This is a genomic window from Streptomyces sp. NPDC051051 (assembly GCF_040682975.1).
In the GTDB taxonomy this organism is placed as follows: Bacteria; Actinomycetota; Actinomycetes; order Streptomycetales; family Streptomycetaceae; genus Streptomyces.
Genome location: NZ_JBFBCB010000005.1, coordinates 37,733 through 62,892, shown reverse-complemented (window position 1 = coordinate 62,892; position 25,160 = coordinate 37,733). Strand labels below are relative to the sequence as shown.

Genomic DNA, 25,160 nt, shown 5'->3' with positions numbered 1-25,160 from the left:
CAGCCGCGGCCGGCACCGGAGCGATCCGGAGCCGGCCGCGGCTGAGGCAGATCTGGATGTTTTTTCCGTTCCGTTACCTATTTTCGGTACCTAGGAGACGAGGAGGTCGGTGTCGATGGTCCTCGCTCTGACTGTGTGCGGAATTGTCGTGGCCCTGGTGGTGCTGGGGCTGTTCGTCTTCGGCCTGCGCCGCAGACTCATCCAGCGTTCCGGCGGGACCTTCGACTGTTCCCTGCGCTGGGACGTCCCCGAGGACACGGACACGAGCGGAAAGGGCTGGAGCTACGGCGTCGCCCGCTACAACGGCGACCGCATCGAGTGGTATCGCGTCTTCTCCTACGCCTACCGCCCGCGCCGCGTGCTGGAGCGTGCCTCGATCGAGGTGGCCGGCCGCCGGCTGCCCGAGGGCGAGGAGGAGCTGGCGCTGCTGTCCGACGCGGTCGTCCTCACCTGCGCGCACCGGGGCACGCGTCTCGAACTGGCGATGAGCGAGGACGCGCTGACCGGATTCCTCGCGTGGCTCGAGGCGGCCCCGCCCGGTCAGCGCGTCAACGTGGCCTGAGGCCGGCGTATCAGCCCAGCGGTACGCTGCTCCCGCCGTAGCCCACCGACAGGGTGCCGGTGCTGTCGAGTTCGGTGACCGACACCCACGTCCCGTCGCGGTTCACCCCCTCGTCGTCGCCGACGCACGGCTCTCCCTCGACCGGCACGGTGCCGGTCGAGGCGACGGTGCCGAAGCCCGTGAGATCGAACCCGGCCCGTCAGCCTTGTCCTGAGTCGCATGATTCCCCCTGAATGAGAACTTCCGGTTGCTGTCGACCACCCCACTGTCGGGCCGACGGAGCGCACGTCGACATCGGCTGACCGGCCCCCAGGGGGACCTAAGGGCTCCATGGGGCGCGTGAGCGGGGGCGTGCGGGGCGCGAAAAACACCGCGGGCGGGCCCTGGGGCCCGCCCGCGGTGCCGGTGCGGGGAAAGTGCGGAAGAGGGGGAGAAGGGACGGGGGGACGGCGGCTGTTCCTACAGGCCGCTGTTGATGGCGCTCACCAGCTCACCGTTCGCGGTGTCGCCGCTGAACTCCCAGAAGAAGGCGCCGCCCAGGCCCTGGTTCTTGGCCCAGGTCATCTTTCCGGCGATCGTCGACGGGGTGTCGTAGGACCACCAGTTGGTGCCGCAGTACGCGTAGGCCGTGCCGGCGATGGTGCCGGTGACGGGGCAGGACGTCTTGAGAATCTTGTAGTCCTCGATGCCCGCCTCGTAGGTGCCGGGGGCCGCTCCGGTCGCCGTGCCGCCGGGGGCGGCCTGGGTGACGCCGGTCCAGCCGCGGCCGTAGAAGCCGATGCCGAGCAGCAGCTTGGCGGACGGGACGCCCTTCGCCTTCAGCTTGGCGATGGCGTCGGCGGAGTTGAAGCCCGCGGCCGGGATGCCGGCGTAGGAGGTGAGCGGGGAGTGCGGGGCGGTCGGGCCGTCCTTGTCGAAGGCGCCGAAGTAGTCGTACGTCATCACGTTGTACCAGTCGAGGTACTGGGCGGCGCCGCCGTAGTCGGCCGCGTCGATCTTGCCGCCGGAGGAGCCGTCGGCGGTGATGGCCGCGGTGACCAGGTAGTCGGGGCCGAACTCGGCGCGCAGGGCCTGCGAGAGGGTCTTGAAGGCGGCCGGCCCGCTGGTGTCACAGGTCAGGCCGCAGGCGTTCGGGTACTCCCAGTCGATGTCGATGCCGTCGAAGACGTCGGCCCAGCGCGGGTCCTCCACGACGGCCTTGCAGGACTTGGCGAAGGCGGTCGCGTTGGCCGCGGCCTGGCCGAAGCCGCCGGAGTAGGTCCAGCCGCCGAAGGAGTACAGCACCTTGATGTGCGGGTACTTCGCCTTGAGCTGGCGGAGCTGGTTGAAGTTGCCGCGCAGCGGCTGGTCCCAGGTGTCGGCGGTGCCGCTGACGGACTGGTCGGCGGTGTAGGCCTTGTCGTAGGCGGCGTAGGTGTCGTCGACGGTGCACTGCCCGTTCTTGACGTTGCCGAACGCGTAGTTGATGTGGGTGATCTTCGCGGCGGAGCCGGAGGTCACCAGGTTCTTGACGTGGTAGTTGCGGCCGTACACGCCCCACTCGGTGAAGTAGCCGAGCTTGACCTTGCCGCCGGTGGGCGGGGGCTCGGTGGTGCCGCCGGTGGTGCGCACGGCGCGGGCGCCGCTGACCGGGCCGGTCTGGTCGGCGGTGTCACGGGCCTGCACGGTGTAGGAGTAGTCGGTGCCGGCGGTCAGGACGGTGTCGGTGTACGAGGTCGTCGTCACCGTGGCGACCTTGGCGCCGTCGCGCAGGACGTCGTAGTTCTTGACGCCCTTGTCGTCGGTGGCCGCGCTCCAGGCCAGCTTCACCGAGGTGTCGGTGACGTCGGAGGCGGTGGGGGTGCCCGGCGCGGAGGGGGCGGCGTCACCGGGGACCGAGGTGCCGTCGCAGCTGCCGCCGTTGAGCTTGCAGTTGGACGGGGAGCCGGTGCCGGCGCCGTTGAAGCCGAAGGAGACGGAGGCGCCGGGGGCGAGGGAGCCGTTCCAGGACTTGTTCTTGGCGGTCCAGTGGGTGCCGGCGGAGGTGACGTCGGCGTCCCAGGCGGAGGTGACGGACGTGCCGGAGGGGAAGTCCCACTCGACGGTCCAGGAGCTGATGGTCGTGGTGCCGGTGTTCTTCACCGTCCACTTGCCCTCGAAGCCGGTGCCCCAGTCGGAGGGCTTGGCGTAGGTGGCGGTGGCGGACGTCGCGGCCTGGGCCGGGCTCGCGAGGCCGACCAGACCGGCCAGCGGGAGCAGCAGGGTCGAGAGACCTGCCACGGCTCTGTGTCCGAAGCGCATGCAGCGCCTCCTCTGTGAAAGAGCGGGGGTGGGGGGTGTGACTGAGCCTTCACACCCACGGTGCCGCGAGAATAGAAAGGTCTGGACCACAGGTCAATAGGTCTGGACCACTCTGCGGTGCCCGGTTCCGGTCCGGTCCTAGATCCCCAACTCCTGCGCCAGCACCGCCGCTTGCACCCGGCTGCGCAGCTCCAGCTTGCCGAGCAGTCGGCTGACGTGCGTCTTCACCGTCGCCTCGGCCATGTCCAGGCGCTCCGCGATCCCCGCGTTGGACAGCCCCTCACCGAGGCAGGCCAGTACCTCCCGTTCGCGCCGGGTCAGTGAATCCAGCACCGCCGGATCGGCCTTCGGCCCCGGCGCCGGGCTCGCGGCGAACTCCGCGATGAGGCGCCGCGTCACGGCGGGTGCCACGACGCCCTCGCCGCGCGCGACGGTACGGACCGCCTCGATCAGGTCCCTCGCCTCGGTGTTCTTCAGCAGGAACCCGGCCGCGCCCGCCCGCAACGCGCCGAACACGTACGCGTCGAGGTCGAAGGTGGTCAGCACCAGCACGTCCGCGAGCCCCTCCTCGACCACCTTCCGGGTCGCCGACACCCCGTCCAGGCGCGGCATCTGCACGTCCATCAGCACCACGTCCGGCCGCAACTCGCGGGCCAGCGACACCGCCTGCTCCCCGTCGGCCGCCTCGCCGACCACCTCCAGGTCGGGGGCGCTGCGCAGGATGAGGACCAGACCGGCGCGGACGGCGGACTGGTCCTCGGCGACGAGGACGCGGATCATGCGGTGACTCCCTCGGTGACGGCGGTGACGGCGGTGGTGGAGAGGGTGGCGGTGACGAGAGGGTGGCGGTGACGGGCTCGGGGGGCGCGGGTCACTCGGGAGGGTCCCCTTCGGCGATCGGCAGCGAGGCGCGGACGGTCCACGACGTGTCCTCGGGACCGGCCGTGAAGGTGCCGCCCAGCAGCGTGGCCCGCTCCCGCATCCCGACCAGGCCGGCCCCGGAGCCGGGGGCGCGAGGGCCGTCCCGGTGGCCGTACGGGCTGGTCACCCGCACGTCGAGCGCCCCGTCCCGTCGGGCGAGCGTGACGGCGACCGGGCCCGCCGAGGCATGCTTGAGGGCGTTGGTCAGGGACTCCTGGACGATGCGGTAGGCGGCCAGTTCGACCGGGGTCGGCACCGTGCCGTGGTCGGCGCGCAGGGTGACGTCCAGCCCGTTGGCGCGGGCGCCCTCCACCAGGTCGCCCAGCCCGTCGAGGGTGGGGGCGGCGGCCGGTTCGCGGTCCCCGCTGCCGTCCCGCAGGATCCCGATCAGCCGCCGCATCTCGGCCAGTCCGGCCACGCTGTTCTCCCGGATCACCGACAGCGCCTGCCGTGAGGTGTCCGGGTCGTCCAGGGAGAGCGCGGCCGTGGAGTGGATGGCGATCGCCGAGAGGTGGTTGGCGACCATGTCGTGCAGTTCGCGGGCCATCCGGGCGCGTTCCGCGGTCACCGCCTGGGCGCGGTCCATCTCGGCGAGCAGCGCGGTCTGTTCGGCGCGCAGCCGGGCGGCCAGGGCGGCGTCGCGGTGGTTGCGGACGATCAGACCGGTGGAGGCGGGCGCGAAGGACACCACCCCCACGGCCACCCCGATCAGCAGCGCCTCGGGCACCCGCCAGAGGGCGAACGGCACCACCGTCGCCGCCACCGTCAGCAGCCCGGTGATCCACGGGACGCGCCGGGCCGTGGCGGGCGTGCCGTACAGCACGGCCGCGTACACGAGGTCGGTGAACATGATCAGCGTGACGACGCTGCCCCGGGTGACCGTGTCCAGGGTCAGGGCGGCCGTGCCGGTCAGCAGTGCGGTGCGCGGGGCGGCCCGGCGCAGCAGTTCGCAGCCGGCCATCGCCAGGAGCGGCAGCAGGACCGGCCAGCGGCCGTCGAGCAGCACGAGCGGCTCGTCGGCCGGTCGGGTGCCCAGGCCGATGCCCCACAGCAGCACTCCGCCGAGCAGCCCGCCGACGGCGGCGACCACGTCGAACCGGTGCGGGCGGGGGAGTCGGACGGCCATGGCTCCATCCAACACGGCCCGCGCGTCCGCCGCCTTGTGCCCGGGAACGGTTCCGCACTGCATCTTTCGATGTACCGGAGGTTCGTCACCGGCGACGACGAACCGGGCCGCTCCGCGCGGGAGCCTGAGGGGGTGAGAGAGAGGAGCGAACCGTGATCGTCTGGTTGATCGCCGCCTGTGAGATCGGCTTCTGGGTGCTGCTGGCCCTGGGACTGGCCGTCCGCTACCTGCTCGGGTGGCGGCGCACCAGCGTGGTGCTGCTGCTGTGCGAGCCGGTGCTGGAACTGGTCCTGTTCGCCGTCACGGCGATCGACCTGCGCAATGGCGCCGAACCCGGCTGGGAGCACGGCCTTGCGGCGCTCTACATCGGCTACACCGTCGCCTTCGGCCACTACACGATCCGCTGGCTCGACGGCCATGCCGCCCACCGCCTCGCCGGCGGCCCGCCGCCGCCCCGGCCGCCCCGCTACGGCCGCGCCCGCGCCCGCCACGAGGCGAAGCTGTGGCTGCGGGCCGTGTTCGGCGGAGCCGTCGCCCTGGCCCTGCTCGAGTGCGCCGTCCGGTACGTCGGCGACTCCGGCGACGTCAGTTCGCTGCGCGGGTTCCAGTGGACGGCCGTGCGGGCGGTCGGTATCTACGGCCTGATCGCCCTGTCCTACACGGTCTGGCCCCGCAGGGCCCCGGCGGGCGGCCACGCGGAGGCGGAGGGGGACGGGTCCGCGAAGGACCGGCCGGCGCGCACCTCCGCCGGCGACCGCTAGCGGACCCTCAGCGCTCCCCGCCGGGGACCCACAGGACGTCGCCCGCGGCCTTGTTCGCCGACCGCGCCAAGATGAACAGCAGGTCCGACAGGCGGTTGAGGTAGGTCGCCGTCAGGGGGTTCATCACCTCGCCGTGCGCCTCCAGCGCGGCCCAGGTCGAGCGCTCGGCGCGGCGGACCACCGTGCACGCCTGGTGCAGCAGGGCCGCGCCGGGCGTACCGCCGGGGAGGATGAAGGACCGCAGCTTCTCCAACTCCGCGTTGAAGCGGTCGCAGTCGGCCTCCAGCCGGTCGACGTAGAACTGCTCGACCCGCAGCGGCGGGAAGTCCGGGTTTTCCACCACCGGCGTCGACAGGTCCGCGCCCACGTCGAACAGGTCGTTCTGCACGCGGGTGAGGACCGCGACGATCGCCTCGTCGAGTCCGCCCAGCGCGATCGCCGTACCGATGACCGCGTTCGCCTCGTTCGCGTCCGCGTACGCCGCGATGCGCAGGTCGGTCTTGGCGACCCGGCTCATGTCGCCGAGAGCGGTGGTGCCCTGGTCGCCGGTCCTGGTGTAGATGCGCGTCAGATTGACCATGCCGCCAATCTAGACCGTCCCCGGCGCCGTGCGGCGTACCGTCCGTCACGGCCGTCGGACGCCGTCCGGGAGGGGGTCAATCGGCGCGAATCCGGCAGGAATTGAGGACGTGACCGGCGTCTCACGCCCTGAGACGTGAAACGCGTTACTAACCGGTCACACAGCGCCTCACGCCCGCTAGTGTCCGGCCGAGAGCCATGCGGAGGGGAGTTCGCTCCGTCGGCACGCAATGCGCCGGATGGTTGACGCCGGTGATATCGGACGTGGGAGCGGGCAGGGCTTTCCGGAAGCGCTGAAACCGCACAGGCCCCATGGGCCTCACCCCTGCGGGTGAATTCGGTATCGGTTCGCTCACAGACGGCAACCTCTGACCGCTTGGCGCAGTCAGACGATGCAACACCGGACATTCACCACCGCGGAGCACGAGACGCACGCTTAGGGGAGCGCTATGCACATCAGGGGCGACCACGTCGAGCTGGCCGTCGGGGGCCGCCTCGACGTCCGCAGCGCGGCGGACGCCCGTACGGTCCTGCACACGGCGGTCGACGACGGTGTCGGCGACCTGGTGCTCGACCTGTCCGAACTCGACTCCTGGGACGCCACCGGACTCGGCGTCATCATGGGCGCCCACCGCCGGGCGGGCCGCTGCGGCCGGCGCCTGGTGCTGCGGGACGTACCGCCCCAGATGCAGCGCCTCCTGGTGGCCACCCGGCTGCACCGGATCCTCGCCATCGAGGGCGGCATCGGAGTGGAGTCCCTCCCGCGCGTGTGAGACCGTCCCCGGCGGGCACCCGAGGCGCGCAAACCTCACATGTACGACGCGCGCAATCCTCACCGGACCGTGACGTCTCGGACGGCGCGGCACCCCGGGCTGTCGTGGATACTGTGCGAAGGTTTACGGTTCGTCTGCCCGCGCCCGCAGCCCTCGAGCGGGCACCGGACCAGAAGCGACAGCGCAGTGTGCAGCGAGGCCGGGAGGGGCTGTCTCCACACCACGCTTTTGGGGGGCTTTACCTATGGACCCGACGCACCGCGGATCCGAGGAGTACGGCCGCGACGGCCACGCGCCGCGCCCGCGCCCCTCCAAGGACCCCCTCACCCCCGACTTCGGACAGCACGCGCCGGCTCTCGCCCGCACCGTGCGACTCGTCGCCGGCGAGCACCTGCTCACCGTCAACCCGGTCGACGGCAGCGAGATCGAACTCTCCCCGCCCACCGGGCGGCCCGGACGCCCTGTCAAGCGCACCCTCGAGGAGCGCGCCGAGGTCGACGAGGCGGCCCGGCCGCCCGCTCCCGCCGGACCCGCCCAGCCCGAACATCCCCTCCTCGGCCGCCAGGAGGAGCGAGAACAGCTCGTCCGGCTGCTGGCCCGCGGCCGTTCGGTGCGTCTCACCGGCCCCGCCGGCTCCGGCCGCACCAGCCTGCTCGACCTCGTCGCCGAGGACTGCGAGGACCTCGCGCCCGACGGCGTGGTCCGCCTCACCGGTTACCGCCGCACCACCGCCGACCTCCTCCACGACCTCTTCCACACCGTCTACGACGCCCCGCTGCGCCGCCTCGACGACGAGGAACTCCGCGCCCTCGTGGGCGAGATCGGCGCGGTCGTCGTGGTCGACGACCTGGAGTTCGGCGGCGCCGACCTCGACGGGCTGCTGGAGGCCACCCCCGAGTGCGCCTTCCTGTTCGGCACCACCCCCGACACGCCACCGCCCACCGCCGGCTCGGCCGTCGCGGAGGTCGCCCTGAGCGGCCTCGACCGCGCGGGCGGCGTCGAGGTGATCGAACGGGCCGTCGGCCGCGTCCTGACCGAGGAGGAGGCCAACTGGGCCGGCGACCTCTGGTTCGAGTCCGAGGGCCTGCCGCTGCGGTTCGTCCAGGCCGGCGCCCTGCTGCGGCAGCGCGACCGGCTGCGGGCCGACACCGCCGCGGTCGACGAGTTCGGCGTCTTCGAGGACGCCCGGCCGTTCACCGCCCCCGCCGACACCCCGCCCGGCGAGGCCGAGGAGATACCCCTGCCCTCCCTGGGCGAGGCCGCCGCGCCCGCTCCCCTGCTCGCCGCCCGGCTCAGCGCCTCCGCCCGCACCGCCCTGCGCTTCGCCGTCGCCCTCGGCGGCGAGGTCCCGCACCAGGCCCATCTGCCCGCCCTGGTCGGCGACACCCACGCCGACGCCGCCCTCGGGGAACTGACCGCCTGCGGGCTCGTCACCCCGGTCGGCGCCCGCTACCGTCTCGCGGCCGGCGTGCAGGCCCAGCTGGAGGCCGCCGGATACGCCGACGACGTCACCGCCCGCGCCCACACCGCCGCCCGGCACTACGCCTGGTGGGCCGGACATCCCTCGGTCACCCCGGCGCGGGTGTGCGCGGAGGCCGACGCCGTGCTCGCTGCCCTGGCCGCGACCGTCCCGGCGACCGAGCGGTCCGCCGAGGGCGAGCGGTCCGCCGAGGGCGAACGGGCCACCGCGGTCGAGCTGGCCCGCACCGCGGCGCCCGCCTTCGCCGCCGGACTTCACTGGGGCGCCTGGGAGCAGGCCCTGCACGAGGGTGCCGAAGCGGCCCGCCTCGCGGGGGAGTCCGCCGACCGGGCCTACTTCCACCACGAACTGGGCGTCCTCGCCCTCTGCACCGGACAGCTCGACCGGGCCCGCTCCGAGCTGGAGGCCTCCATCGGGCTGCGCGGCTCCCTCGCCGACAAGCGGGGCACCACGGCCGGCCGCCGTGCCCTCGCCCTGGTCGCCGACCGCTCGGGCGACGTACCCGGCCTGGTCGTGCTCACGCCGGGCGAGGAGACGCCCGACGCCCGCCGCGAGGAGCCGGTGTCCCCGCCCCGCGGCATCACCGCGGCCCTCCCGTCGGCACCGCCCATCGGGCCCACCGTCGTCACCGGCCGGCCCGCCGCCGCGCCCGCGGCCCACCGCGGCCGGGGCGGCCTGCGGGGCCTGGCCAAGCGCAACCTCGTCGCGGCCGGAGCGGGCGCCCTGCTCGTCGCCGTCCTCGGCACGGTGGTGACCCTCGGCGCCACCTCCGGCGCCGACCCGAACGCTCCCTCCGACACCGGGCGCGTCAACCCCACCGCCGGCACGAGCGTCGGCGACGACGACCTCGACGACGACCTCCCGGCCGCCGACACGGGCGCCGGTGACACCGGGGAGGCCGCCGGTGCGCCCACGGACCCGGGACCGGACGGGACGATGGGGACGTCGGACGACCCGACGCCGACGGGAACGGCGGAGCCGTCGCCGTCGGCGAGCAGCTCGCAGGGCGGCGGCGAACCCTCCGGCTCGCCGAAGCCGTCCTCGTCGACGAGTTCGACCTCCAGGCCTTCGTCCACCCCGCCGCCGACCTCCCCCTCGACGCCCCCCTCCACTCCTGCGACGACTCCGCCCTCGACGCCGCCGACCGAGACCGCTGACCCGTCCCCCTCGGCCAGCACCGACCCGTCGACGTCGACGTCGGCCAGTGGTTCCGCATCCGGCACCCCCGCCGGCTCGTCCGGCACCCCCGCCGGGTCGAGCCCCTCGGACCCCCTGATCTGACCCCGCGACACAAGCGAGGGGGGCGGGTCCCGCAAGGACCTGCCCCCCTCGTCGTGCGGCCGCCTCAGAACAGCCGGAGCTTGTCGTCCTCGATGCCGCGCATGGCGTCGTAGTCGAGGACCTGGCAGCCGATGCCGCGGTCCGTGGCCAGCACCCGGGCCTGCGGCTTGATCTCCTGCGCGGCGAAGACGCCCCGCACCGGAGCCAGATGGGGATCGCGGTTCAACAGCTCCAGATAGCGCGTGAGTTGCTCGACGCCGTCGATCTCGCCGCGCCGCTTGATCTCGACCGCGACGGTCCGGCCCTCGGCGTCGCGGCAGAGGATGTCGACCGGGCCGATGGCCGTCATGTACTCGCGGCGGATCAGCGTGTAGCCCTCGCCGAGGATCTCGATGCGGTCGGCGAGGAGTTCCTGGAGGTGTGCTTCCACGCCGTCCTTGATCAGGCCGGGATCGACGCCGAGTTCGTGCGAGGAGTCGTGCAGGACCTCCTCCATCGTGATGATGAGCTTCTCGCCCGCTTTGTTGACGACGGTCCAGACGCCGTCCTCCGCGTCCGTGCCCTCCTTCAGCGTGCAGGGCGGCGACATCCAGTTGAGGGGCTTGTAGGCCCGGTCGTCCGCGTGGATCGAGACGCTGCCGTCCGCCTTCACCAGGATCAGACGGGGGGCGGAGGGGAGGTGGGCGGTGAGCCGGCCCGCGTAGTCCACGGAGCACCGGGCGATGACGAGGCGCATGGTCGGCAACGCTACTCGACACCCCGCACGCCACGCGATTCGCCCACCTGTCTCCCCTCCCCCACCCCTCACGACGGTCCCGGGCGCCGCACGATTTCACCTGGAAAACACACGTTCGACAGTGGCCGATACTGCGCCCCACCGCGGCCCCCTATGTGCCCGTTCTCCTGGTGCGGTCACGGTCCGTTGCCTACCGTAGGAACGGGAGGTCGCGGTGTGTGTACGCAGCGTGCTCGGTGGCCGTGCGCGGCGAACTCCCTCTATCTGTCCGGCAACCCCTGCGCCTCGGGGGTGCGAGAGGAGTATCCATGTCGCTCGACGTCTCACCGGCCCTACTCGAACAGGCCGAGCGAGGCGAGGTCGACGAAGCAGAATTCGTCGACTGCGTCCGGACCTCCCTGCCCTACGCATGGGAGATGATCAGTTCCCTGGTGGCCCAGCTGAAGGTGGACGGCGGCCAGTTCGCCGACAACCAGACGCCCCCGCCGGACGAGCAGGCACGCGGGCAGTTGCTGCGAGCGCTGGCGAGTGACGCGATACGCGGCGCCCTGCAGCGGCACTTCGGTGTCCGGCTGGCCTTCCAGAACTGCCACCGGGTGGCGGTGTTCCCGTTGGACACGTCGGTCGACGAGTCGCTGTCCCGCTTCACGTCGGTCCGCAGCCAGGTCCTCAACCAGTCCCCGGAATTCCGGGACTGCTGAAGCTCTCGCTTGCCGCTCCCGACCGGGGAGGACTCAGCACGGAGCGGCAAGCTTCCCGGCGGCGGGGCCGCTCACCGGAGGTGGGGGAGGACCTCCGAGCCCAGCCGCCGTACGTTCTCCTCCGTGGCCGCGAGGTCGCCGGAGCCCTCGACGAGCAGGGCGAAGCGCGAGATGCCGGTTCGCTCGCTGGTCGCCGCGAGGCGGTCGGCGCACAGCCGCGGGGTGCCCACCGGGTGCAGCCCGCAGAGGAGTTCGGTGTACGCCACCGGGTCCCGCATGCCGCGGGCCCGGCCGTCCACCGTCACATGGGCGTCGAGGCCCTGCTTCAGCCAGCCCGGCATCGCCTTCACCAGCGTCTCCACGGCGTCGGCGCGGCGGTCCGCGATCTGGCAGACGCCCGCCGAGACGTGGCCGGCGCCCCGGATCTCCGCGGCCGGCCGGCCGGCCGTGCGCGCGTGCTGCCGCCACAGGGCGACCATCTCCGCCTTCTCCTCGTCCCCGACGTGCATGCCGAGCAGCATCGGCAGGCCCCGCTCGGCGGCCAGCCGCACACTCGCCGGGGAGGTGCAGGCGACGACCACCTCCGGGCCCGCCACGTCCGTCAGGGCCTCCGAGGGCCGCGGTACGACGGGGACCTCACGGAAGCGGAAACGCTCGCCGTCCGCCCCCACGGACGGTTCGCGCAGCCAGCGCACCAGCAGGTCCAGCGATTCCGGGAACCCCGACTCGTACGCCTCCAGGCCCGAGCCGAACACCTCCAGGTCGACCCAGGGGCCGCCACGCCCCACGCCCAGCGAGAAGCGGCCGCCGCTCGTCAGATGGAGCAGCGCGGCCTGCTCGCCCAGGGCGACGGGGTGCACGGTGGGCAGCACGCTCACCGCCGTGCCCACCCGCAGGCGCCGGGTGCGGCCGAGCAGCAGGGCCGCCAGGGTGACCGCGGACGGGCACGTGCCGTACGGCACGAAGTGGTGCTCGGCCAGCCAGACCGAGTCCAGCCCCGACTCCTCGGCGACCTCCGCGGAGCGGACGGCGCGGTGCAACGCCTCCCCCTGGCCCTGCCCCGGGAACTGGGCCGCCAACACGAAACTTCCAACACGCATGGGACTTTCCTGCTTCCTCGGCTCCGACACGGAGCTCCCCCGCCCGGCATAACCGCCCGACACGTGCCGAGGTCACGGTCCGGCGAGGAGATTTGCGGATTGTCCGGAGAATGCGCCGTCCGGCGGCGGGCCCGGCGGCACCGGTCCGCCCGGGTACCCGGTACGGCTCCGCGTAGGCTGGTCGGCAACCCTGCACCCTGTACAGCCCCGTGAGGTGTCCCTTGTCCCCGCGTCGCAACCGCCCCAAGGGTGACGACTCGTCCGGCCGGAGCGCCGAGGACGACCGCGCGAGCCGGTACGGCGGCTGGCAGTCCGGCGTCAGCTGGGCCGGCGAGGAGTGGAGCGTGCGGCACGTCGCGGGCACGAGCGCGCAGGGCAAGACGTACCGCTGTCCCGGCTGCGACCAGCTGATCCCCGGCGGCATGCCGCACGTCGTCGCGTGGCCCGAGCACTCGGGGGTCGACGAGCGCCGGCACTGGCACAAGGCATGCTGGAACGCACGGGACCGCCGCACCCCCGGGGTGCGGCGGTCCCGTAACGCGCCGAGGTTCTAGGACCTTCCGTCCGGATCGGGCCGGATCAGACGTCGCGCTTCTGGAGCAGGGCGAAGGCGCCGCCGAGGGCCGCCGCCGTCACGCCGAGCGCGATCCACAGCGGGTCCCAGCCGGACGGTCCGGTGTCGGTCAGCGAGGTGGAGTAGAACACGCTGAGCTGGTTCGGGATCGAGTACTCGAACAGGGCCTGGCGCAGGTCCTCCAGCGAGGACGAGAACATGAACAGCGCGATCACCAGCGGCGCCAGGACGAGGCCGATCATGATGGTGATGGCGCCCGCCGAGTGCCGGATGAGCGAGCCCATCGCCAGCGAGAGCAGGCCGAGCAGCGCGATGTAGAGGGACACGCCGACGGTGCCCTTCAGCCATTCGCCGGTGGAGGGGTCCCTGGCGTCCGTCAGCAACGCCACGTCCACCAGCGCGACGAGAAGGGACGACACCAGCGTCACCACGAAGGCGACCAGGAAGAACACGAGGGCCTTCGCGGCGAGCACGCGGCCGCGGGACGGGCAGGCCACCATCGTGGTCCGGATCATGCCGGTGCCGTACTCCGAGGCGGTGGTCAGCACGCCGAGCGTGATGATGCACATGCTGCCCAGGAGCAGCCCGAAGAAGCCGAACGACAGCGGGTTCTCGCCGCTCACGTCGCCCTCGGACGCGCTCGCGGAGACGATCGCCGCGGTGAGCAGCCCGATGCCGACGACCAGCAGGACGAACACGCCCAGCGTCCACATCGTGGAGCGCACCGACCGGATCTTCGTCCACTCCGAGGCGACGGCGTGCCCGAGGTGCGTGCGCACGACGGGGATCGGCGAGGTGTAGCCGGGGTACGAGGGGCCGGGCGCCGCCTGCCAGGCGGGCGCGGCCTGCGGGGCCGGGGTCTGGGGCGTGCTCATCGGGCGTCCTCGGTCGTGGTCGGGGCGGATGCCTGCGGCGCGACGGCGGGCTGCTCCGACGCCTGCGGAGCGGCGGCCGGGGCCGCAGGCGCCGGTGCGGCGGCCGGCTGTGCGGGGGCGGCGGTCGGCTGCGCGGCCGGCGGCTGCGCAGCGGGCGCGGGTGCCGGTGCGGGGGCCGCCGGCGCGACCGGCTGGGCGTACGGGTTGGGCACGCCGGGCGCCCCGGCGCCGTACGGGCCCGGAGCGGCGCCCGGCGGGGGCTGCGGGGGCGCGTAACCCTGCTGCGGGTGCGGCGGGGCGTACCAGCCGGGCTGGCCCTGGCCGGGCACCGGCATCGGGGGCTGGACGCCCGGCGGCAGCGGCTGCTGGAGTCCGGCCTTCTGGTCGGTGGTCGACCGGTAGTCGACGGCCCCCTGCGTCATCCGCATGTAGGCCTCCTCCAGCGAGGCCTGGTGCGGCGACAGCTCCCACAGGCGTACGTCCGCGTCGTGGGCGATGTCGCTGATGCGGGGGAGCGGCAGGCCGGTCACGCGCAGCGCGCCGTCCTGCTCGGGCAGGACGTGGCCGCCCGCCTCGGTGAGCGCGCCGGCGAGCTTCTCGCGCTGCTGCGGCTCGGTGTGCGGGGTGCGCACGCGCGCGAAGTCCGCGGAGTTGGCCGAGATGAAGTCGGTCACGCTCATGTCGGCGAGGAGCTGCCCGCGCCCGATGACGATCAGGTGGTCGGCGGTCAGGGCCATCTCGCTCATCAGGTGCGAGGAGACGAAGACCGTACGGCCCTCCGCCGCGAGCGACCTCATCAGGTTGCGCACCCAGAGGATGCCCTCGGGGTCGAGGCCGTTGACCGGCTCGTCGAACAGCAGCACCTGGGGGTCGCCGAGGAGCGCGGCGGCGATGCCGAGCCGCTGGCCCATGCCGAGGGAGAAGCCCTTGGAGCGCTTGCGCGCCACGTCCTGGAGCCCGACCACCCCGAGCACCTCGTCCACGCGCCGGGCCGGGATGCCGGAGAGCTGGGCGAGGCTCAGCAGGTGGTTGCGGGCGTGCCGGCCGCCGTGCACGGCCTTGGCGTCCAGCAGGGCGCCTACCTGGCGGGGGGCGTTCGGCAGCTTGCGGTAGGGGTAGCCGCCGATCGTCACCGAGCCCGCGGTCGGGTTGTCCAGGCCGAGGATCATGCGCATCGTCGTCGACTTGCCCGAGCCGTTGGGCCCGAGGAAGCCGGTGACGGCGCCGGGCCGTACCTGGAAGGAAAGGTTGTACACAGCGGTCTTGTCGCCGTAGCGCTTGGTCAGGCCGACTGCTTCGATCATGCTCCGCACCCATCGACAGGTTCAGGACAGCGGGGCACGCGCCCCCCGTAAGGCTTAGGAGGATATCGAGGCGCTGACGGTTCCGCTCACCTCAAAGCAAAGCCCAAAGCTTCACGCATCGCGTTTCCTCAGCAGCAGGTACCCGCCCGCGAGCGCCGCCGCCACCCAGGCCGCCATGATCGCCAGTCCGCCCCAGGGACCGTACGGGGTGTCGTCGTCGAGCGGGGTGACCACCTGCATGATCCTGCTGCCGGCCTGGTCGGGCAGGTACTGGCCGATCTTCTTCGTCGCGTCGACGTTGCCCAGGATGTTGGAGATCAGGAAGAAGAACGGCATCAGGATGCCCAGCGACAGCATCGGCGAGCGCAGCATCACGGCCACGCCCATCGAGAACACCGCGATCAGCGTCATGTAGAGACCGCCGCCGATCACCGCCCGCAGCACGCCGCTGTCGCCGATCGACGCCCTGTGCTCGCCGAGCATGGCCTGCCCGAGGAAGAACGCGGCGAAGCTGGTCGCCATCCCCACCACGAGCGCGAGCCCGGTCGCCACCGCGATCTTGCTGAACAGGAAGGTGCCCCGCTGCGGCACCGCCGCCAGCGAGGTGCGGATCATGCCCGTGCTGTACTCGTTGGACACCACGAGCACCCCGAACACGATCATCGCGAGCTGGCCGAGGCTCATCCCGGCGAAGCTGATGAACGTCGGGTCGAAGGAGAGCCGGTCGCCCCGGCTCATGTCGTCGAACTCGTTCCTCGACAGCGCCGAGATCAGCATGCCGAGGGCGATGGTGACCACCACGGCGAGGGACAGCGTCCAGACGGTGGACGCCACGGAACGGATCTTCGTCCACTCCGAACGGATGACCTGGGTCGCCGCCATCTCAGTCCTTCCTCCGTCCGTCGCCCCACGGCTGCCGCTGCACGGGGTCGCCGCTGTGTGCGTGGTACTCGACCGACTCCGCGGTCAGCTGCATGAACGCCTCCTCCAGGGAGGCCCGCTGGGGGCTCAGCTCGTGCAGCACGATCTGGTGCTGCGCGGCCAGCTCACCGATCCGCTCCGACTTGTCCCCGTCCACCTCCAGCACCTCACCGCCGGTCTCCACGACGGTGACCCCGGCCCCGTGCAGCACATCCAGCAGCCGCTCCCGCTGCGGGGTGCGGATGCGGACGTACGACCGTGAGTTCTGGGCGATGAAGTCGGCCATCGAGGTGTCGGCGAGCAGCCGGCCCTGGCCGATGACGACCAGGTGGTCGGCGGTCAGCGCCATCTCGCTCATCAGATGGGAGGACACGAACACCGTCCGGCCCTGCGCGGCGAGCGACTTCATCAGGTTGCGGATCCAGTGGATGCCCTCGGGGTCGAGACCGTTGACCGGCTCGTCGAACATCAGGATCCGCGGATCGCCGAGCAGCGCGCCCGCGATGCCCAGCCGCTGCCCCATGCCCAGCGAGAACCCCTTGGCCTTCTTCTTCGCCACCGACGTCAGACCGACGGTCTCCAGCACCTCGTGCACCCGGCCGGTGGGGATGCCGTTGCTCTGCGCCATGCACAGCAGGTGGTTGAAGGCGCTGCGCCCGCCGTGCATGGCCTTGGCGTCGAGCAGGGCGCCGATGTACTTCAGCGGGTCCCTGAGCCGGTCGTAACGCTGTCCGTCGATGCGGACGTCCCCGGCGGTCGGCCGGTCGAGGCCGAGCATCATCCGCATGGTGGTGGACTTCCCGGCGCCGTTCGGACCGAGGAAGCCCGTGACGATGCCCGGTCTGACGGTGAAGGTCAGGTTGTTGACCGCCACCTTCTCGCCGTACCGCTTGGTCAGGCCCTCGAGCTCGATCATGCGGCCACGCTAGGGCCGGTGCGGGGCCGGTGCCAACCCGGCGGGCGAACGGCGGCCGAAGCCGACGTGAAAGAGGCGGTGGGAACAGGCCCCACCGCCCCTGATCACCTTCGGCGACTACCGGGTCTGCTGCGCCGGCACACCGCGGGAGATCGGCTCGTCCTCGGCCGGGGAGCTTGCCGCGGCCACCGCGGCGCCCGTGAGGGTGGCGAGCATCTCGCGCACGTTCGTCAGCTGGGCGTTGATCGAGTCGCGGCGGTTGGTGAGAGCCGCCAGCTCGCGCTCCGATTCCGAACGGATCCGGTCCGCCTTGGCGTTCGCGTCGGCCACGATGTCCTCGGCCTGGCGCTGCGCCGTCTCGACGGTCTGACGGGCCCGGCGCTCGGCGTCCGTGCGCAGCTTCTCCGCCTCCAGACGCAGCTGCTCCGCGCGGTGCTCGATCTCCGCGAGGCGCTTCTCCGCCTTCTGCTGACGCGACGCCAGGTCGCGCTCGGACTGCTCGCGGCGCTTGGCGAGGTTCGTCTCGAAGTCGGCGGCGGCCTGCGCGGCCTTGGCGCGGGTCTCCTCGAAGAGGGCGTCGGCCTCCTCGCGCTTGGACTGCGCGTCCTTCTGGGCCTCGGAACGCAGCTGCTGGGCGTCGCTCTTGGCCTTCTCGATGACCCGGACGCCCTCGTCCTCGGCCTTGGCCTTGCGCTCCGCGGCGAACGACTCCGCGTCGTTGCGGACCTGCTGGGCCGCCGACTCGGCCAGCTCACGGTGCTGCTCGGCCGCGCGACGGGCCTCCTCGCGCAGATCCTTGGCCTCCTCCTCGGCGAGGCGGAGGATCTTCTCGACACGCGCGCCGAGACCGGCGTACGACGGCTCGGCGTCGCTCACCTGGGCCTGGGCGTTCTGCGTCTCGAGGTGGAGCTCCTCGATGCGCTTTTCCAGAGCAGTGATACGGGCCAGAGCGCTGTCACGGTCGGAGACGAGCTTCGAGATGCGTTCGTCCACCTGAGCGCGGTCGTACCCACGCCGCACAAGCTCGAAGCCGTAGGGGGAAGTGTCGCTCATGGGGTTCCTGTCGAATGAGACCGGTGAGGTGATAGGGGGAATCCTAGGGGCCGAAGCGGTGTGTCATCGAGCGGATGCGCGTTTGATACGGAGAATGAGACCCCTTTTGGGTGGCTAAGCGTCAGACGGCTTGCGGAAGACCGGGGCAAATGCCCCAGACTTCAACGCAACGCCCCCGCTCGGCTAGCGATCCGAGGACTTGCCACCCGACCGGGGAGCACCCACCGTCGCACCCGCCTTGACACCGCCGTCCTTGTTCCCCGGCGGGGCCTCGAAGGACTCCAGAGCCTCCAGCACGTCCTGGACGCGCGAGATCTCGGCGTTGATGTCCTCGCGCCGCCGCACCAGGACCTCCAGCTCGCGCTTGCCCTCCTCGACCGTGCGCCGGGCCTCGCGGATCGCCTCGGCCTTCAGCTCCTCGGCCTCGCGGATCAGCGTGGCCTTCTTCTGCTCGGCCTCCTTGAGCAGGCCCTCGGCCTTCTTCACGGCGGCGATCCGGACCTTGCCGGCCTCCGAGTTCGCCTCCGACACCAGCTCCTTGGCCTTCGCCTGAGCCTTGCCGAGCTGCTCCTCGGCCGCCTTGATGAGCGCGTCGCAGCGGTCGCCGGTCGAGCGCATCGTCTCGGCGGCCTCGCGGCGGGCCCGCTCGTGCAGCTCCTCGATCTCGGAGGTGATGCGGTCGCGCAGCTCCTCCGCCCGTTCCCTTATGGCGGTCGCGTCCCGGCGGGCGCCGACGAGCAGCTCGTCCGCGTCCGTCCGGGCCTTCTCCACCCGCGAGTTGCCCTCGACCGTCGCCTCGGAGACGAGCCGCTCGGCCTCGGAACGGGCCGCGCCGACCATCGTGTCCGCCTGCGCCTCCGCCTCCGCGGTGGTCTTCAGCGCCTGCTGCTGCGCCTCGGTGAGCAGCTTGTCCGCCTCGGCGGCGGTCTCCGTGATGAGCGTGTCGACCTGCTCGGCGGCCTCGGAACGCCGCTTGTTGGCCTCCTTGCGGGCCTCGTCGAGCGTCGAGTCCGCCTCGTCGCGGGCCACGCTCAGCATGCGGTCGGCCTCCGCCGCCGCCTCCTGCTTGACCCGTTCGGCCTCGGCACGCACCCGCTCGGCGTGCTGCCGCGCGGAACCCACCGTCTCGGCGGCCTCGGCGCGCAGCCGCTCCGCGTCGCCGGCGGCGTCCCCGATGAGCTTCTCCGCCTTCGCCACCGACTCGGTGCGCAGCCGCTCGGCCTCCGCGGCCGCCTCGGTACGGACCCGCTCGGCCTCCGCGGCCGTCTCCGACTGGAGCCGCTCGGCCTCGGCGACGGTCTCCGTCTGGAGCCGCTCCGCCTCGGAACGGGCCTCCGTGATGAGGGTGTCGGCCTGCGTCGCCGCGTCCGACCGGATGCGGTTGGCGTCGTCACGGGCGTCCGCCCGGGTGCGCGACGCGTCCTGCTCGGCCTGCGCGATGGTGTCCGAGGCCTCCGTGCGTACCCGCTGGGCGTGCGCGGACGCCTCCGAACGCAGCCGTTCGGCCTCCGCCACGGCGTCGCCGACGGTCCGCTCGGCCAGCGCGCGGGCGGCCTCCGTCTCCTCGCTCGCCTCGCGCCGCAACCGGCTCGCGTCCTCCGCGGCCCGCTCCCGCTCGGAGTAGGCGTCGGCGCGGACCCGGTCCGCCTCCTCCTCGGCCTCCCGGCGGGTGCGGTCCGCCACGTGCTCGGCGGCGGACCGCAGCCCGGCGATCTCGTCCTGCGCCTGCTCGTGCAGCCCGGCCACGGAGTCCCGTACCTGCTGCGCGTGCTGCTCGGCCGCCGACACCGTCTCGGTGGCCCGCCGGTCGGCCTCCTCCACCAGCCGTACGGCCTCGGCCTGGGCGTCCTCCACGCGCTTGCGCGCCGACGCCAGCAGTTCCTCGCTCTGCTCGCGGGCCCGCTCCCGCTCCTGGTCGGCCTCCTGGCGGGCGGCGCCGAGGTAGTCCTCGGCCTCGCGGCGGCGCCGGGCGGCCTCCTCCTGGGCGGCGACCAGCGTCTCGGACGCCTCGGTGGCCAGCCGCTCGGCGGCGGCCTGCGCCTCCGCGCGCATCCGGTCGGCGGTCTCCTGCGCCTCGGTCCGCAGCCGCTCCGCCTCCGCGGCGGCCTCCGACCGCAGCCGGACGGCGACGGACTCGCCCTCGGCCCGCGAGACGGACGCGTCCGCGGCGGCCTCGGTGCGCAGCCGCTCGGCCTCGGTCTCGGCCTGCTGCTGGAGCGTACGGATCCGCTCGGCGGCCTCGCCGCGCAGCCGTTCGGTCTCCTCGGCGGCCTCGCGGCGGATCCGCGCGGCGGCCTCGCGTGCGTCGCCGAGCGCCTCCTCGGCGGCGGCGAGCCGGGTCTCCGCCTCGGTGTGCAGCCGGGTCAGTTCCTCGGTGGCCTCCGCCTGCCGCGCCTCGACGGCGCGCTCGGCCTCCTCGCGCAGGGCGAGCGCGGCCCGCTCGGCGTCGGCCGTGATGGCCTCGGCCTGCTCGGCGGCCTCGGCGCGGTGCCGTTCGGCCTCCTTGCGGGTGCGCTCCAGGGTGTCCTCGGCCTGCCGGCGCAGCGTGGTGGCCCGCTCGATGGCCTCCGTGCGGACCTTCTCGCTGTCCGCGGTGGCCTTCTGGCGCAGTTCGTCGGCGTCCTGACGGGCCTTCGCCAGCAGTTCCTCGGCGGTCTTGGCCGCCTCCTCGATCTGCTGGACGGCCTCCTTGCGGGCCTCCGCGCGGATCTTCTCGCCCTCGGCGACCGCGTCGGCGCGCAACTGCTCGGCCTCGCCGCGCAGTCGGCGGGCCTCCTCCTGGAGCTCGACCGTCCTGGCCCGGTACTCCTTGGTGTCGTCCTTCGCCGCGCCCTTGAGCTCCTCGGCGATGTCGTGCGCCTCGGCGCGCAGCCGGTCGGCCTCGGTCTCCGCCTCCCGGCGGATCCGCTCGGCCTCCTCGGCGGCGGCCTTCGTGGTGCGCTGCGCGTCCTCCTGCGCCTTGTTGAGGACGTCCTCGGCGGTCTTGGCCGCCTTCGACAGCTGGGTGGCGCTCTCCTCGGCGGTGAGCGTCCGGGCCTTCTCGGCGGCCTCGGCGAGGAGCTTCTCGGCCTCGGCGCGGGCGTCGGCGACGAGCTGCTCGGCGTCCGCCCTGGTGGCCTCGGCCTCCTTGGTGGCCTCGCCGACCAGCCGGGCGACCTGCTCCTTGGCCGTACGGGTGCGCTGCTCGTTGGCCGACTCGGCGCCGGCGAGGGCCTTCTCGGCGGCGGCCCTGGCCTCCGCGACGACCTTCTCGGCCTCGGACTGCGCCTTGCGCAGCGCCTCCTCCGCCTCGGCCATGCGCTGCTCGGCGGTCCGGCTCAGCTCGGTCGCCCGGCGGCGGGCCGCGTCGGACTCGGTGACCGTGGAGCTGCGCAGCGCCTCGGCGTGCTCGGTGGCCTCCTGGGCCTGGGTGGAGGCGGCGTTCAGCAGGCGCTCGGCGTCCGTGCGGGCGCGGCGCAACAGCTGCTCGGCCTCGGCGCGGGCCGACTCGGCCTCGCTCTGGAGCCGCTGACGGGCCTCCGCGGTGACCCGCTCGGCCTCGGCGCGCGCGGCCGCCATGGCCTGCTCGGCCTCGGCGCGCGACTCCTCCAGGAGACGGCGGGCCTGAGCCTCGGTACGGGCCCGCAGCTGCTCGGCCCACGCCACGTTCTCGTTGACGTGCGACTCGACGGTCTGCCGGCGCTCGGCCAGCTCCTGGTCGAGCTGCTGGCGCCGGGTGACCGCCTCCTGGTGCAGCTCCGCCTGGAGCCGGGCCGCCTGTTCGGCGTGCTCCTGGAGGATGCGCTGGGTCTGCGAGCGGGCCTGGCTCAGCTCCCGCTCGGCGTCCGCGCGCAGCTGGTCGGCCTGCATCTGCGCGTTGCGCAGCAACTGTTCGGCCTGGTAGCCGAGGTCCCCGCCGTCGAAGGAGGGCCGGGACATGATGGTGCGCCGCGCCTCGTGCAACTTGGCGCGCAGCACCTCGACCTGGTAGCCGAGGTCCTCGGCGTGCTGGATCGCCTTTTCCCGTTCGGTCTTCAGCCGCTTCATCTCGGCTTCGAACCGAGTGAGGTGGTCGACGTCAGCCGCCGGATCCCGCTCCTGGCTCTCGTAGCCCCGCACTGCGCGGTCCCATCCGTCCCCTGGTCGCAAGCTTCTCCGTACGAGCTCCGTCCATCCGCCGGACGGGGCCCCCGGGGAATGGTGTCAGATCAACGGCGGAGCACGGGCTGCCGCCCCGACGCTCGTCCCCCGAAACCCGGACCCCGGACGGGTCCTGCCGACATGACGGCAGGACACCGGTCGCCCTGGCTGGAGCGGCGACCGACCCCAACCCTACCGGCCCATATGTACGAGGGTCAGTGCTCAGGTGACTCAACGGGGGCCGATGTGACCAGTTCTGTCAGGACTCCGTGGCAATCCTTTGGGTGAAGGAAGGTGATTCGTGACCCCATGGAGCCGCGTCGGGGCTCTTCGTACAGCACGCGTACGCCCTTGTCGCGGATGTCCGCGGAGTCCGCGTCGACGTCCGCCGTACCGAAAGCGATGTGGTGGACGCCCTCGCCGTTCTTGGCGAGCCACTTGGCGACGGTGGAGTCCTCCCGGGTCGGTTCCAGGAGCTGGAGGTACGAGGCGCCGCCGTCGGACGTATCGTTGATCTTGAGCATGGCCTCGCGGACGCCCTGCTCCTCGTTGATCTCGGAGTGGAACACCTCGAAGCCGTACGTCGCCCGGTAGAACTCGACGGTGGCGTCGAGGTCGTGGCAGGCGATCCCGATGTGGTCGATTCGCGTCAGCATGCTGTCAGTGCAGCGCGACGGAGGTGGTTACGCAACGTGCGCGCGATCACACCGATGGCCCGATGACGGGTGAAGAGCCTGTCAGTACATTCGAAGTAAACCCTCGTTCACTCCTCGGCCCGTGCAAGGCCGGTAAGGGGATCGCAGCTCATGACTGGAACCAACAGCACGACCTCGGTGATCGTCGCGGGTGCCCGTACGCCCATGGGACGGTTGCTGGGCTCGCTGAAGTCCTTCTCCGGAGCCGACCTCGGCGGCTTCGCGATCAAGGCCGCCCTCGACCGTGCGGGGATCGGCGGCGACCAGGTGCAGTACGTGATCATGGGCCAGGTGCTCCAGGCCGGCGCGGGCCAGATCCCGGCCCGGCAGGCCGCGGTCAAGGCCGGCATCCCGATGAACGTCCCGGCGCTCACCGTCAACAAGGTGTGCCTGTCGGGCCTCGACGCCATCGCGCTGGCCGACCAGCTGATCCGCGCGGGCGAGTTCGACATCGTCGTGGCGGGCGGCCAGGAGTCCATGACCAACGCCCCCCACCTGCTGCCGAAGTCCCGCGAGGGCTTCAAGTACGGGGCGATCGAGATGCTCGACGCGATGGCCCACGACGGGCTGACCGACGCCTTCGAGAACATCGCCATGGGCGAGTCCACCGAGAAGCACAACACGCGCCTCGGCATCGCCCGCCCCGAGCAGGACGAGATCGCCGCCCTGTCCCACCAGCGGGCCGCCGCCGCGCAGAAGAACGGCCTGTTCGAGGCCGAGATCACGCCGGTGGAGATCCCGCAGCGCAAGGGCGAGCCGGTCGTCTTCAGCAAGGACGAGGGCATCCGCCCCGAGACCACGGCCGAGTCGCTCGGCAAGCTGCGTCCCGCCTTCGCCAAGGACGGCACCATCACCGCCGGTTCCGCCTCGCAGATCTCCGACGGCGCCGCCGCCGTGGTCGTGATGAGCAAGGCCAAGGCGCAGGAGCTGGGCCTGGAGTGGATCGCCGAGATCGGTGCCCACGGCAACGTGGCCGGCCCGGACAACTCGCTCCAGTCGCAGCCGTCCAACGCCATCCTGCACGCCCTGAAGAAGGACGGCCTGGAGGTCTCCGACCTCGACCTCGTCGAGATCAACGAGGCCTTCGCCGCCGTGGCGGTGCAGTCGATGAAGGACCTGGGGGTGTCGACGGAGAAGGTGAACGTCAACGGCGGTGCCATCGCCCTCGGCCACCCCATCGGCATGTCCGGCGCCCGGCTCGTGCTGCACCTGGCCCTGGAGCTGAAGCGGCGGGGCGGCGGCATCGGCGCGGCCGCGCTGTGCGGCGGCGGCGGCCAGGGTGACGCGCTGATCGTGCGGGTACCCAAGGCCTGAGTTCCCTGTACGTCATTACCCGAACGGAGCTGTGATGCAGGACGTCTCCTCGCTGGTCGCCCAGGCCAGGGAAGGCCGGCCCCGGGCCGTGGCCCGGCTGATCTCCCTGGTGGAGGGGGCGTCGCCGCAGCTCAGGGAGGTCATGGCGGCACTGGCCCCGCTGACCGGCAACGCCTACGTGGTGGGCCTGACCGGCTCGCCCGGCGTCGGCAAGTCGACGTCCACCTCCGCGCTGGTCACGGCGTACCGCAAGCAGGGCAGACGGGTCGGCGTCCTGGCGGTCGACCCGTCCTCGCCGTTCTCCGGCGGCGCCCTGCTCGGCGACCGCGTCCGGATGTCGGAGCACGCCTCCGACCCCGGCGTCTACATCCGCTCCATGGCCACCCGCGGGCACCTCGGCGGCCTGGCCTGGGCGGCCCCGCAGGCCATCCGGGTGCTCGATGCGGCGGGCTGCGAGGTGATCCTCGTGGAGACGGTCGGCGTCGGCCAGTCCGAGGTCGAGATCGCCTCCCAGGCCGACACCAGCGTGGTCCTGCTGGCCCCCGGCATGGGCGACGGCATCCAGGCCGCCAAGGCGGGAATCCTGGAGATCGGCGACGTGTACGTCGTCAACAAGGCCGACCGCGACGGGGCCGACGCCACCGCCCGCGAGCTGAACCACATGCTGGGCCTCGGCGAGTCCCGCGCCCCCGGCGACTGGCGCCCGCCGATCGTGAAGACGGTCGCCGCCCGCGCCGAGGGCGTCGACGAGGTCGTCGAGGCGCTGGAGAAGCACCGCGCGTGGATGGAGGAGCACGGCGTCCTCGCCGAACGCCGCCGTGCCCGCGCGGCCCGCGAGGTGGAGACGATCGCCGTGACCGCCCTGCGCGAGCGCATCGGCGACCTGCACGGCGACCGCCGGCTCAGCACGCTCGCGGAGCGGATCGTCGCCGGCGAACTGGACCCGTACCGGGCGGCGGACGAGCTGGTGGCGGGACTGACCCAGGGGCGGTGAGGCGCCCCGCGGGTGACCCGGCGGTCGCCGACCCGGCGCCGCCGCTGGTACTTTGACGCCCATGTTCCTCTTCCTGGCGTAGGGCACACCCCGCC

At 72.6% G+C, this 25,160-nt stretch carries 22 protein-coding genes; 8 read left to right on the top strand and 14 right to left on the bottom strand.

The genetic code is table 11. The features are described from left to right. Positions 1–115 precede the first annotated feature (115 nt). Positions 116–562 carry a DUF2550 domain-containing protein gene (locus tag AB0N31_RS05665; RefSeq protein ID WP_366057081.1) on the top strand — a complete coding sequence of 149 codons (447 nt, stop codon included), beginning with the start codon at positions 116–118 and terminating at the stop codon, positions 560–562. Between the two features lie 10 nt (positions 563–572). Here AB0N31_RS05665 and AB0N31_RS05660 read toward each other — a convergent pair whose 3' ends face one another. The 4 genes from AB0N31_RS05660 to AB0N31_RS05645 all read right to left on the bottom strand — a co-directional run bounded on the left by AB0N31_RS05660 (position 573) and on the right by AB0N31_RS05645 (position 4,889). Further along, complete coding sequence (locus tag AB0N31_RS05660) at positions 573–710, bottom strand: hypothetical protein (protein ID WP_366057080.1); 138 nt, start codon at positions 708–710, stop codon at positions 573–575. Between the two features lie 311 nt (positions 711–1,021). Beyond that, positions 1,022–2,842, bottom strand: coding sequence for a glycoside hydrolase family 18 chitinase (locus AB0N31_RS05655; RefSeq protein WP_366057079.1), 1,821 nt, complete (start codon positions 2,840–2,842; stop codon positions 1,022–1,024). Positions 2,843–2,980: 138 nt separating this feature from the next. After that, on the bottom strand, positions 2,981–3,622 hold the full coding sequence (locus tag AB0N31_RS05650) for a response regulator transcription factor (protein ID WP_366057078.1): 642 nt from the start codon (positions 3,620–3,622) through the stop codon (positions 2,981–2,983). 91 nt (positions 3,623–3,713) lie between these two features. Beyond that, on the bottom strand, positions 3,714–4,889 hold the full coding sequence (locus AB0N31_RS05645) for a histidine kinase (protein ID WP_366057077.1): 1,176 nt from the start codon (positions 4,887–4,889) through the stop codon (positions 3,714–3,716). Between the two features lie 152 nt (positions 4,890–5,041). Between AB0N31_RS05645 and AB0N31_RS05640 the strand changes: the two genes are divergently transcribed. After that, entirely contained in the window at positions 5,042–5,650 is a 609-nt protein-coding gene (locus AB0N31_RS05640) for a hypothetical protein (RefSeq protein WP_366057076.1), read from the top strand. 7 nt (positions 5,651–5,657) lie between these two features. Here AB0N31_RS05640 and AB0N31_RS05635 read toward each other — a convergent pair whose 3' ends face one another. After that, positions 5,658–6,230, bottom strand: a complete 573-nt coding sequence (locus AB0N31_RS05635) for a cob(I)yrinic acid a,c-diamide adenosyltransferase (protein WP_366057075.1) — start codon at positions 6,228–6,230, stop codon at positions 5,658–5,660. Between the two features lie 448 nt (positions 6,231–6,678). On the opposite strand from AB0N31_RS05635, the gene AB0N31_RS05630 reads away from it, so the two are divergent. Both AB0N31_RS05630 and AB0N31_RS05625 read left to right on the top strand, forming a co-directional pair. Beyond that, complete coding sequence (locus AB0N31_RS05630) at positions 6,679–7,002, top strand: STAS domain-containing protein (RefSeq protein WP_086770578.1); 324 nt, start codon at positions 6,679–6,681, stop codon at positions 7,000–7,002. Between the two features lie 244 nt (positions 7,003–7,246). Then, positions 7,247–9,763, top strand: coding sequence for an ATP-binding protein (locus AB0N31_RS05625; protein WP_366057074.1), 2,517 nt, complete (start codon positions 7,247–7,249; stop codon positions 9,761–9,763). A 64-nt stretch (positions 9,764–9,827) separates the two neighbouring features. Here AB0N31_RS05625 and nucS read toward each other — a convergent pair whose 3' ends face one another. Beyond that, positions 9,828–10,499, bottom strand: coding sequence for an endonuclease NucS (gene nucS, locus AB0N31_RS05620; protein WP_363090937.1), 672 nt, complete (start codon positions 10,497–10,499; stop codon positions 9,828–9,830). Positions 10,500–10,807: 308 nt separating this feature from the next. Between nucS and AB0N31_RS05615 the strand changes: the two genes are divergently transcribed. Further along, complete coding sequence (locus AB0N31_RS05615; RefSeq protein ID WP_366057073.1) at positions 10,808–11,200, top strand: SCO5389 family protein; 393 nt, start codon at positions 10,808–10,810, stop codon at positions 11,198–11,200. 71 nt (positions 11,201–11,271) lie between these two features. On the opposite strand, the gene AB0N31_RS05610 is transcribed toward AB0N31_RS05615, so the two are convergent. Continuing rightward, a complete protein-coding gene (locus AB0N31_RS05610) occupies positions 11,272–12,300 on the bottom strand; it encodes an LLM class flavin-dependent oxidoreductase (protein WP_366057072.1) in 1,029 nt (342 codons plus the stop codon). 221 nt (positions 12,301–12,521) lie between these two features. Between AB0N31_RS05610 and AB0N31_RS05605 the strand changes: the two genes are divergently transcribed. Beyond that, positions 12,522–12,854: an ATP/GTP-binding protein gene (locus tag AB0N31_RS05605; protein ID WP_366057071.1), complete on the top strand. Its 333-nt coding sequence runs from the start codon at positions 12,522–12,524 to the stop codon at positions 12,852–12,854. A 25-nt stretch (positions 12,855–12,879) separates the two neighbouring features. Here the strand turns inward: AB0N31_RS05605 and AB0N31_RS05600 are convergent, their stop codons facing one another. The 7 genes from AB0N31_RS05600 to mce all read right to left on the bottom strand — a co-directional run bounded on the left by AB0N31_RS05600 (position 12,880) and on the right by mce (position 22,718). Next, positions 12,880–13,749 carry an ABC transporter permease gene (locus AB0N31_RS05600; RefSeq protein ID WP_366057070.1) on the bottom strand — a complete coding sequence of 290 codons (870 nt, stop codon included), beginning with the start codon at positions 13,747–13,749 and terminating at the stop codon, positions 12,880–12,882. Then, the gene (locus AB0N31_RS05595; protein WP_366057069.1) at positions 13,746–15,053 is read right to left on the bottom strand and encodes an ABC transporter ATP-binding protein; all 1,308 of its coding nucleotides are present in this window, start codon (positions 15,051–15,053) and stop codon (positions 13,746–13,748) included. The genes AB0N31_RS05600 and AB0N31_RS05595 overlap by 4 nt, the downstream gene beginning before the upstream one ends. A 111-nt stretch (positions 15,054–15,164) precedes the next feature. After that, positions 15,165–15,935 (bottom strand): ABC transporter permease, encoded by a 771-nt coding sequence (locus AB0N31_RS05590; protein ID WP_366057068.1) that lies wholly within the window; start codon positions 15,933–15,935, stop codon positions 15,165–15,167. A gap of 1 nt (position 15,936) precedes the next feature. Further along, on the bottom strand, positions 15,937–16,890 hold the full coding sequence (locus AB0N31_RS05585; protein WP_366057067.1) for an ABC transporter ATP-binding protein: 954 nt from the start codon (positions 16,888–16,890) through the stop codon (positions 15,937–15,939). Between the two features lie 117 nt (positions 16,891–17,007). Next, positions 17,008–17,943 carry a cellulose-binding protein gene (locus AB0N31_RS05580; protein ID WP_366057066.1) on the bottom strand — a complete coding sequence of 312 codons (936 nt, stop codon included), beginning with the start codon at positions 17,941–17,943 and terminating at the stop codon, positions 17,008–17,010. Positions 17,944–18,126: 183 nt separating this feature from the next. Next, positions 18,127–22,041 carry a polarized growth protein Scy gene (scy, locus tag AB0N31_RS05575; RefSeq protein ID WP_366057065.1) on the bottom strand — a complete coding sequence of 1,305 codons (3,915 nt, stop codon included), beginning with the start codon at positions 22,039–22,041 and terminating at the stop codon, positions 18,127–18,129. A 236-nt stretch (positions 22,042–22,277) separates the two neighbouring features. After that, the gene (gene mce / locus AB0N31_RS05570; RefSeq protein WP_366057064.1) at positions 22,278–22,718 is read right to left on the bottom strand and encodes a methylmalonyl-CoA epimerase; all 441 of its coding nucleotides are present in this window, start codon (positions 22,716–22,718) and stop codon (positions 22,278–22,280) included. Positions 22,719–22,868: 150 nt separating this feature from the next. Here mce and AB0N31_RS05565 point away from each other — a divergent pair, with 150 nt between their 5' ends. Then, positions 22,869–24,071 (top strand): acetyl-CoA C-acetyltransferase, encoded by a 1,203-nt coding sequence (locus tag AB0N31_RS05565; protein ID WP_366057063.1) that lies wholly within the window; start codon positions 22,869–22,871, stop codon positions 24,069–24,071. A gap of 34 nt (positions 24,072–24,105) precedes the next feature. After that, positions 24,106–25,065, top strand: coding sequence for a methylmalonyl Co-A mutase-associated GTPase MeaB (gene meaB / locus AB0N31_RS05560; RefSeq protein ID WP_366057062.1), 960 nt, complete (start codon positions 24,106–24,108; stop codon positions 25,063–25,065). Positions 25,066–25,160: the final 95 nt, after the last annotated feature.

Bases quoted from the DNA above. Each gene is read 5' to 3' on its own strand.
- AB0N31_RS05665 (WP_366057081.1), top strand. From the start codon at position 116: ATGGTCCTCGCTCTGACTGTGTGCGGAATTGTCGTGGCCCTGGTGGTG.
- AB0N31_RS05655 (WP_366057079.1), bottom strand. From the start codon at position 2,842: ATGCGCTTCGGACACAGAGCCGTGGCAGGTCTCTCGACCCTGCTGCTC.
- AB0N31_RS05650 (WP_366057078.1), bottom strand. From the start codon at position 3,622: ATGATCCGCGTCCTCGTCGCCGAGGACCAGTCCGCCGTCCGCGCCGGT.
- AB0N31_RS05645 (WP_366057077.1), bottom strand. From the start codon at position 4,889: ATGGCCGTCCGACTCCCCCGCCCGCACCGGTTCGACGTGGTCGCCGCC.
- AB0N31_RS05635 (WP_366057075.1), bottom strand. From the start codon at position 6,230: ATGGTCAATCTGACGCGCATCTACACCAGGACCGGCGACCAGGGCACC.
- AB0N31_RS05630 (WP_086770578.1), top strand. From the start codon at position 6,679: ATGCACATCAGGGGCGACCACGTCGAGCTGGCCGTCGGGGGCCGCCTC.
- AB0N31_RS05625 (WP_366057074.1), top strand. From the start codon at position 7,247: ATGGACCCGACGCACCGCGGATCCGAGGAGTACGGCCGCGACGGCCAC.
- nucS (WP_363090937.1), bottom strand. From the start codon at position 10,499: ATGCGCCTCGTCATCGCCCGGTGCTCCGTGGACTACGCGGGCCGGCTC.
- AB0N31_RS05615 (WP_366057073.1), top strand. From the start codon at position 10,808: ATGTCGCTCGACGTCTCACCGGCCCTACTCGAACAGGCCGAGCGAGGC.
- AB0N31_RS05610 (WP_366057072.1), bottom strand. From the start codon at position 12,300: ATGCGTGTTGGAAGTTTCGTGTTGGCGGCCCAGTTCCCGGGGCAGGGC.
- AB0N31_RS05600 (WP_366057070.1), bottom strand. From the start codon at position 13,749: ATGAGCACGCCCCAGACCCCGGCCCCGCAGGCCGCGCCCGCCTGGCAG.
- AB0N31_RS05595 (WP_366057069.1), bottom strand. From the start codon at position 15,053: ATGATCGAAGCAGTCGGCCTGACCAAGCGCTACGGCGACAAGACCGCT.
- AB0N31_RS05590 (WP_366057068.1), bottom strand. From the start codon at position 15,935: ATGGCGGCGACCCAGGTCATCCGTTCGGAGTGGACGAAGATCCGTTCC.
- AB0N31_RS05585 (WP_366057067.1), bottom strand. From the start codon at position 16,890: ATGATCGAGCTCGAGGGCCTGACCAAGCGGTACGGCGAGAAGGTGGCG.
- AB0N31_RS05580 (WP_366057066.1), bottom strand. From the start codon at position 17,943: ATGAGCGACACTTCCCCCTACGGCTTCGAGCTTGTGCGGCGTGGGTAC.
- mce (WP_366057064.1), bottom strand. From the start codon at position 22,718: ATGCTGACGCGAATCGACCACATCGGGATCGCCTGCCACGACCTCGAC.
- AB0N31_RS05565 (WP_366057063.1), top strand. From the start codon at position 22,869: ATGACTGGAACCAACAGCACGACCTCGGTGATCGTCGCGGGTGCCCGT.
- meaB (WP_366057062.1), top strand. From the start codon at position 24,106: ATGCAGGACGTCTCCTCGCTGGTCGCCCAGGCCAGGGAAGGCCGGCCC.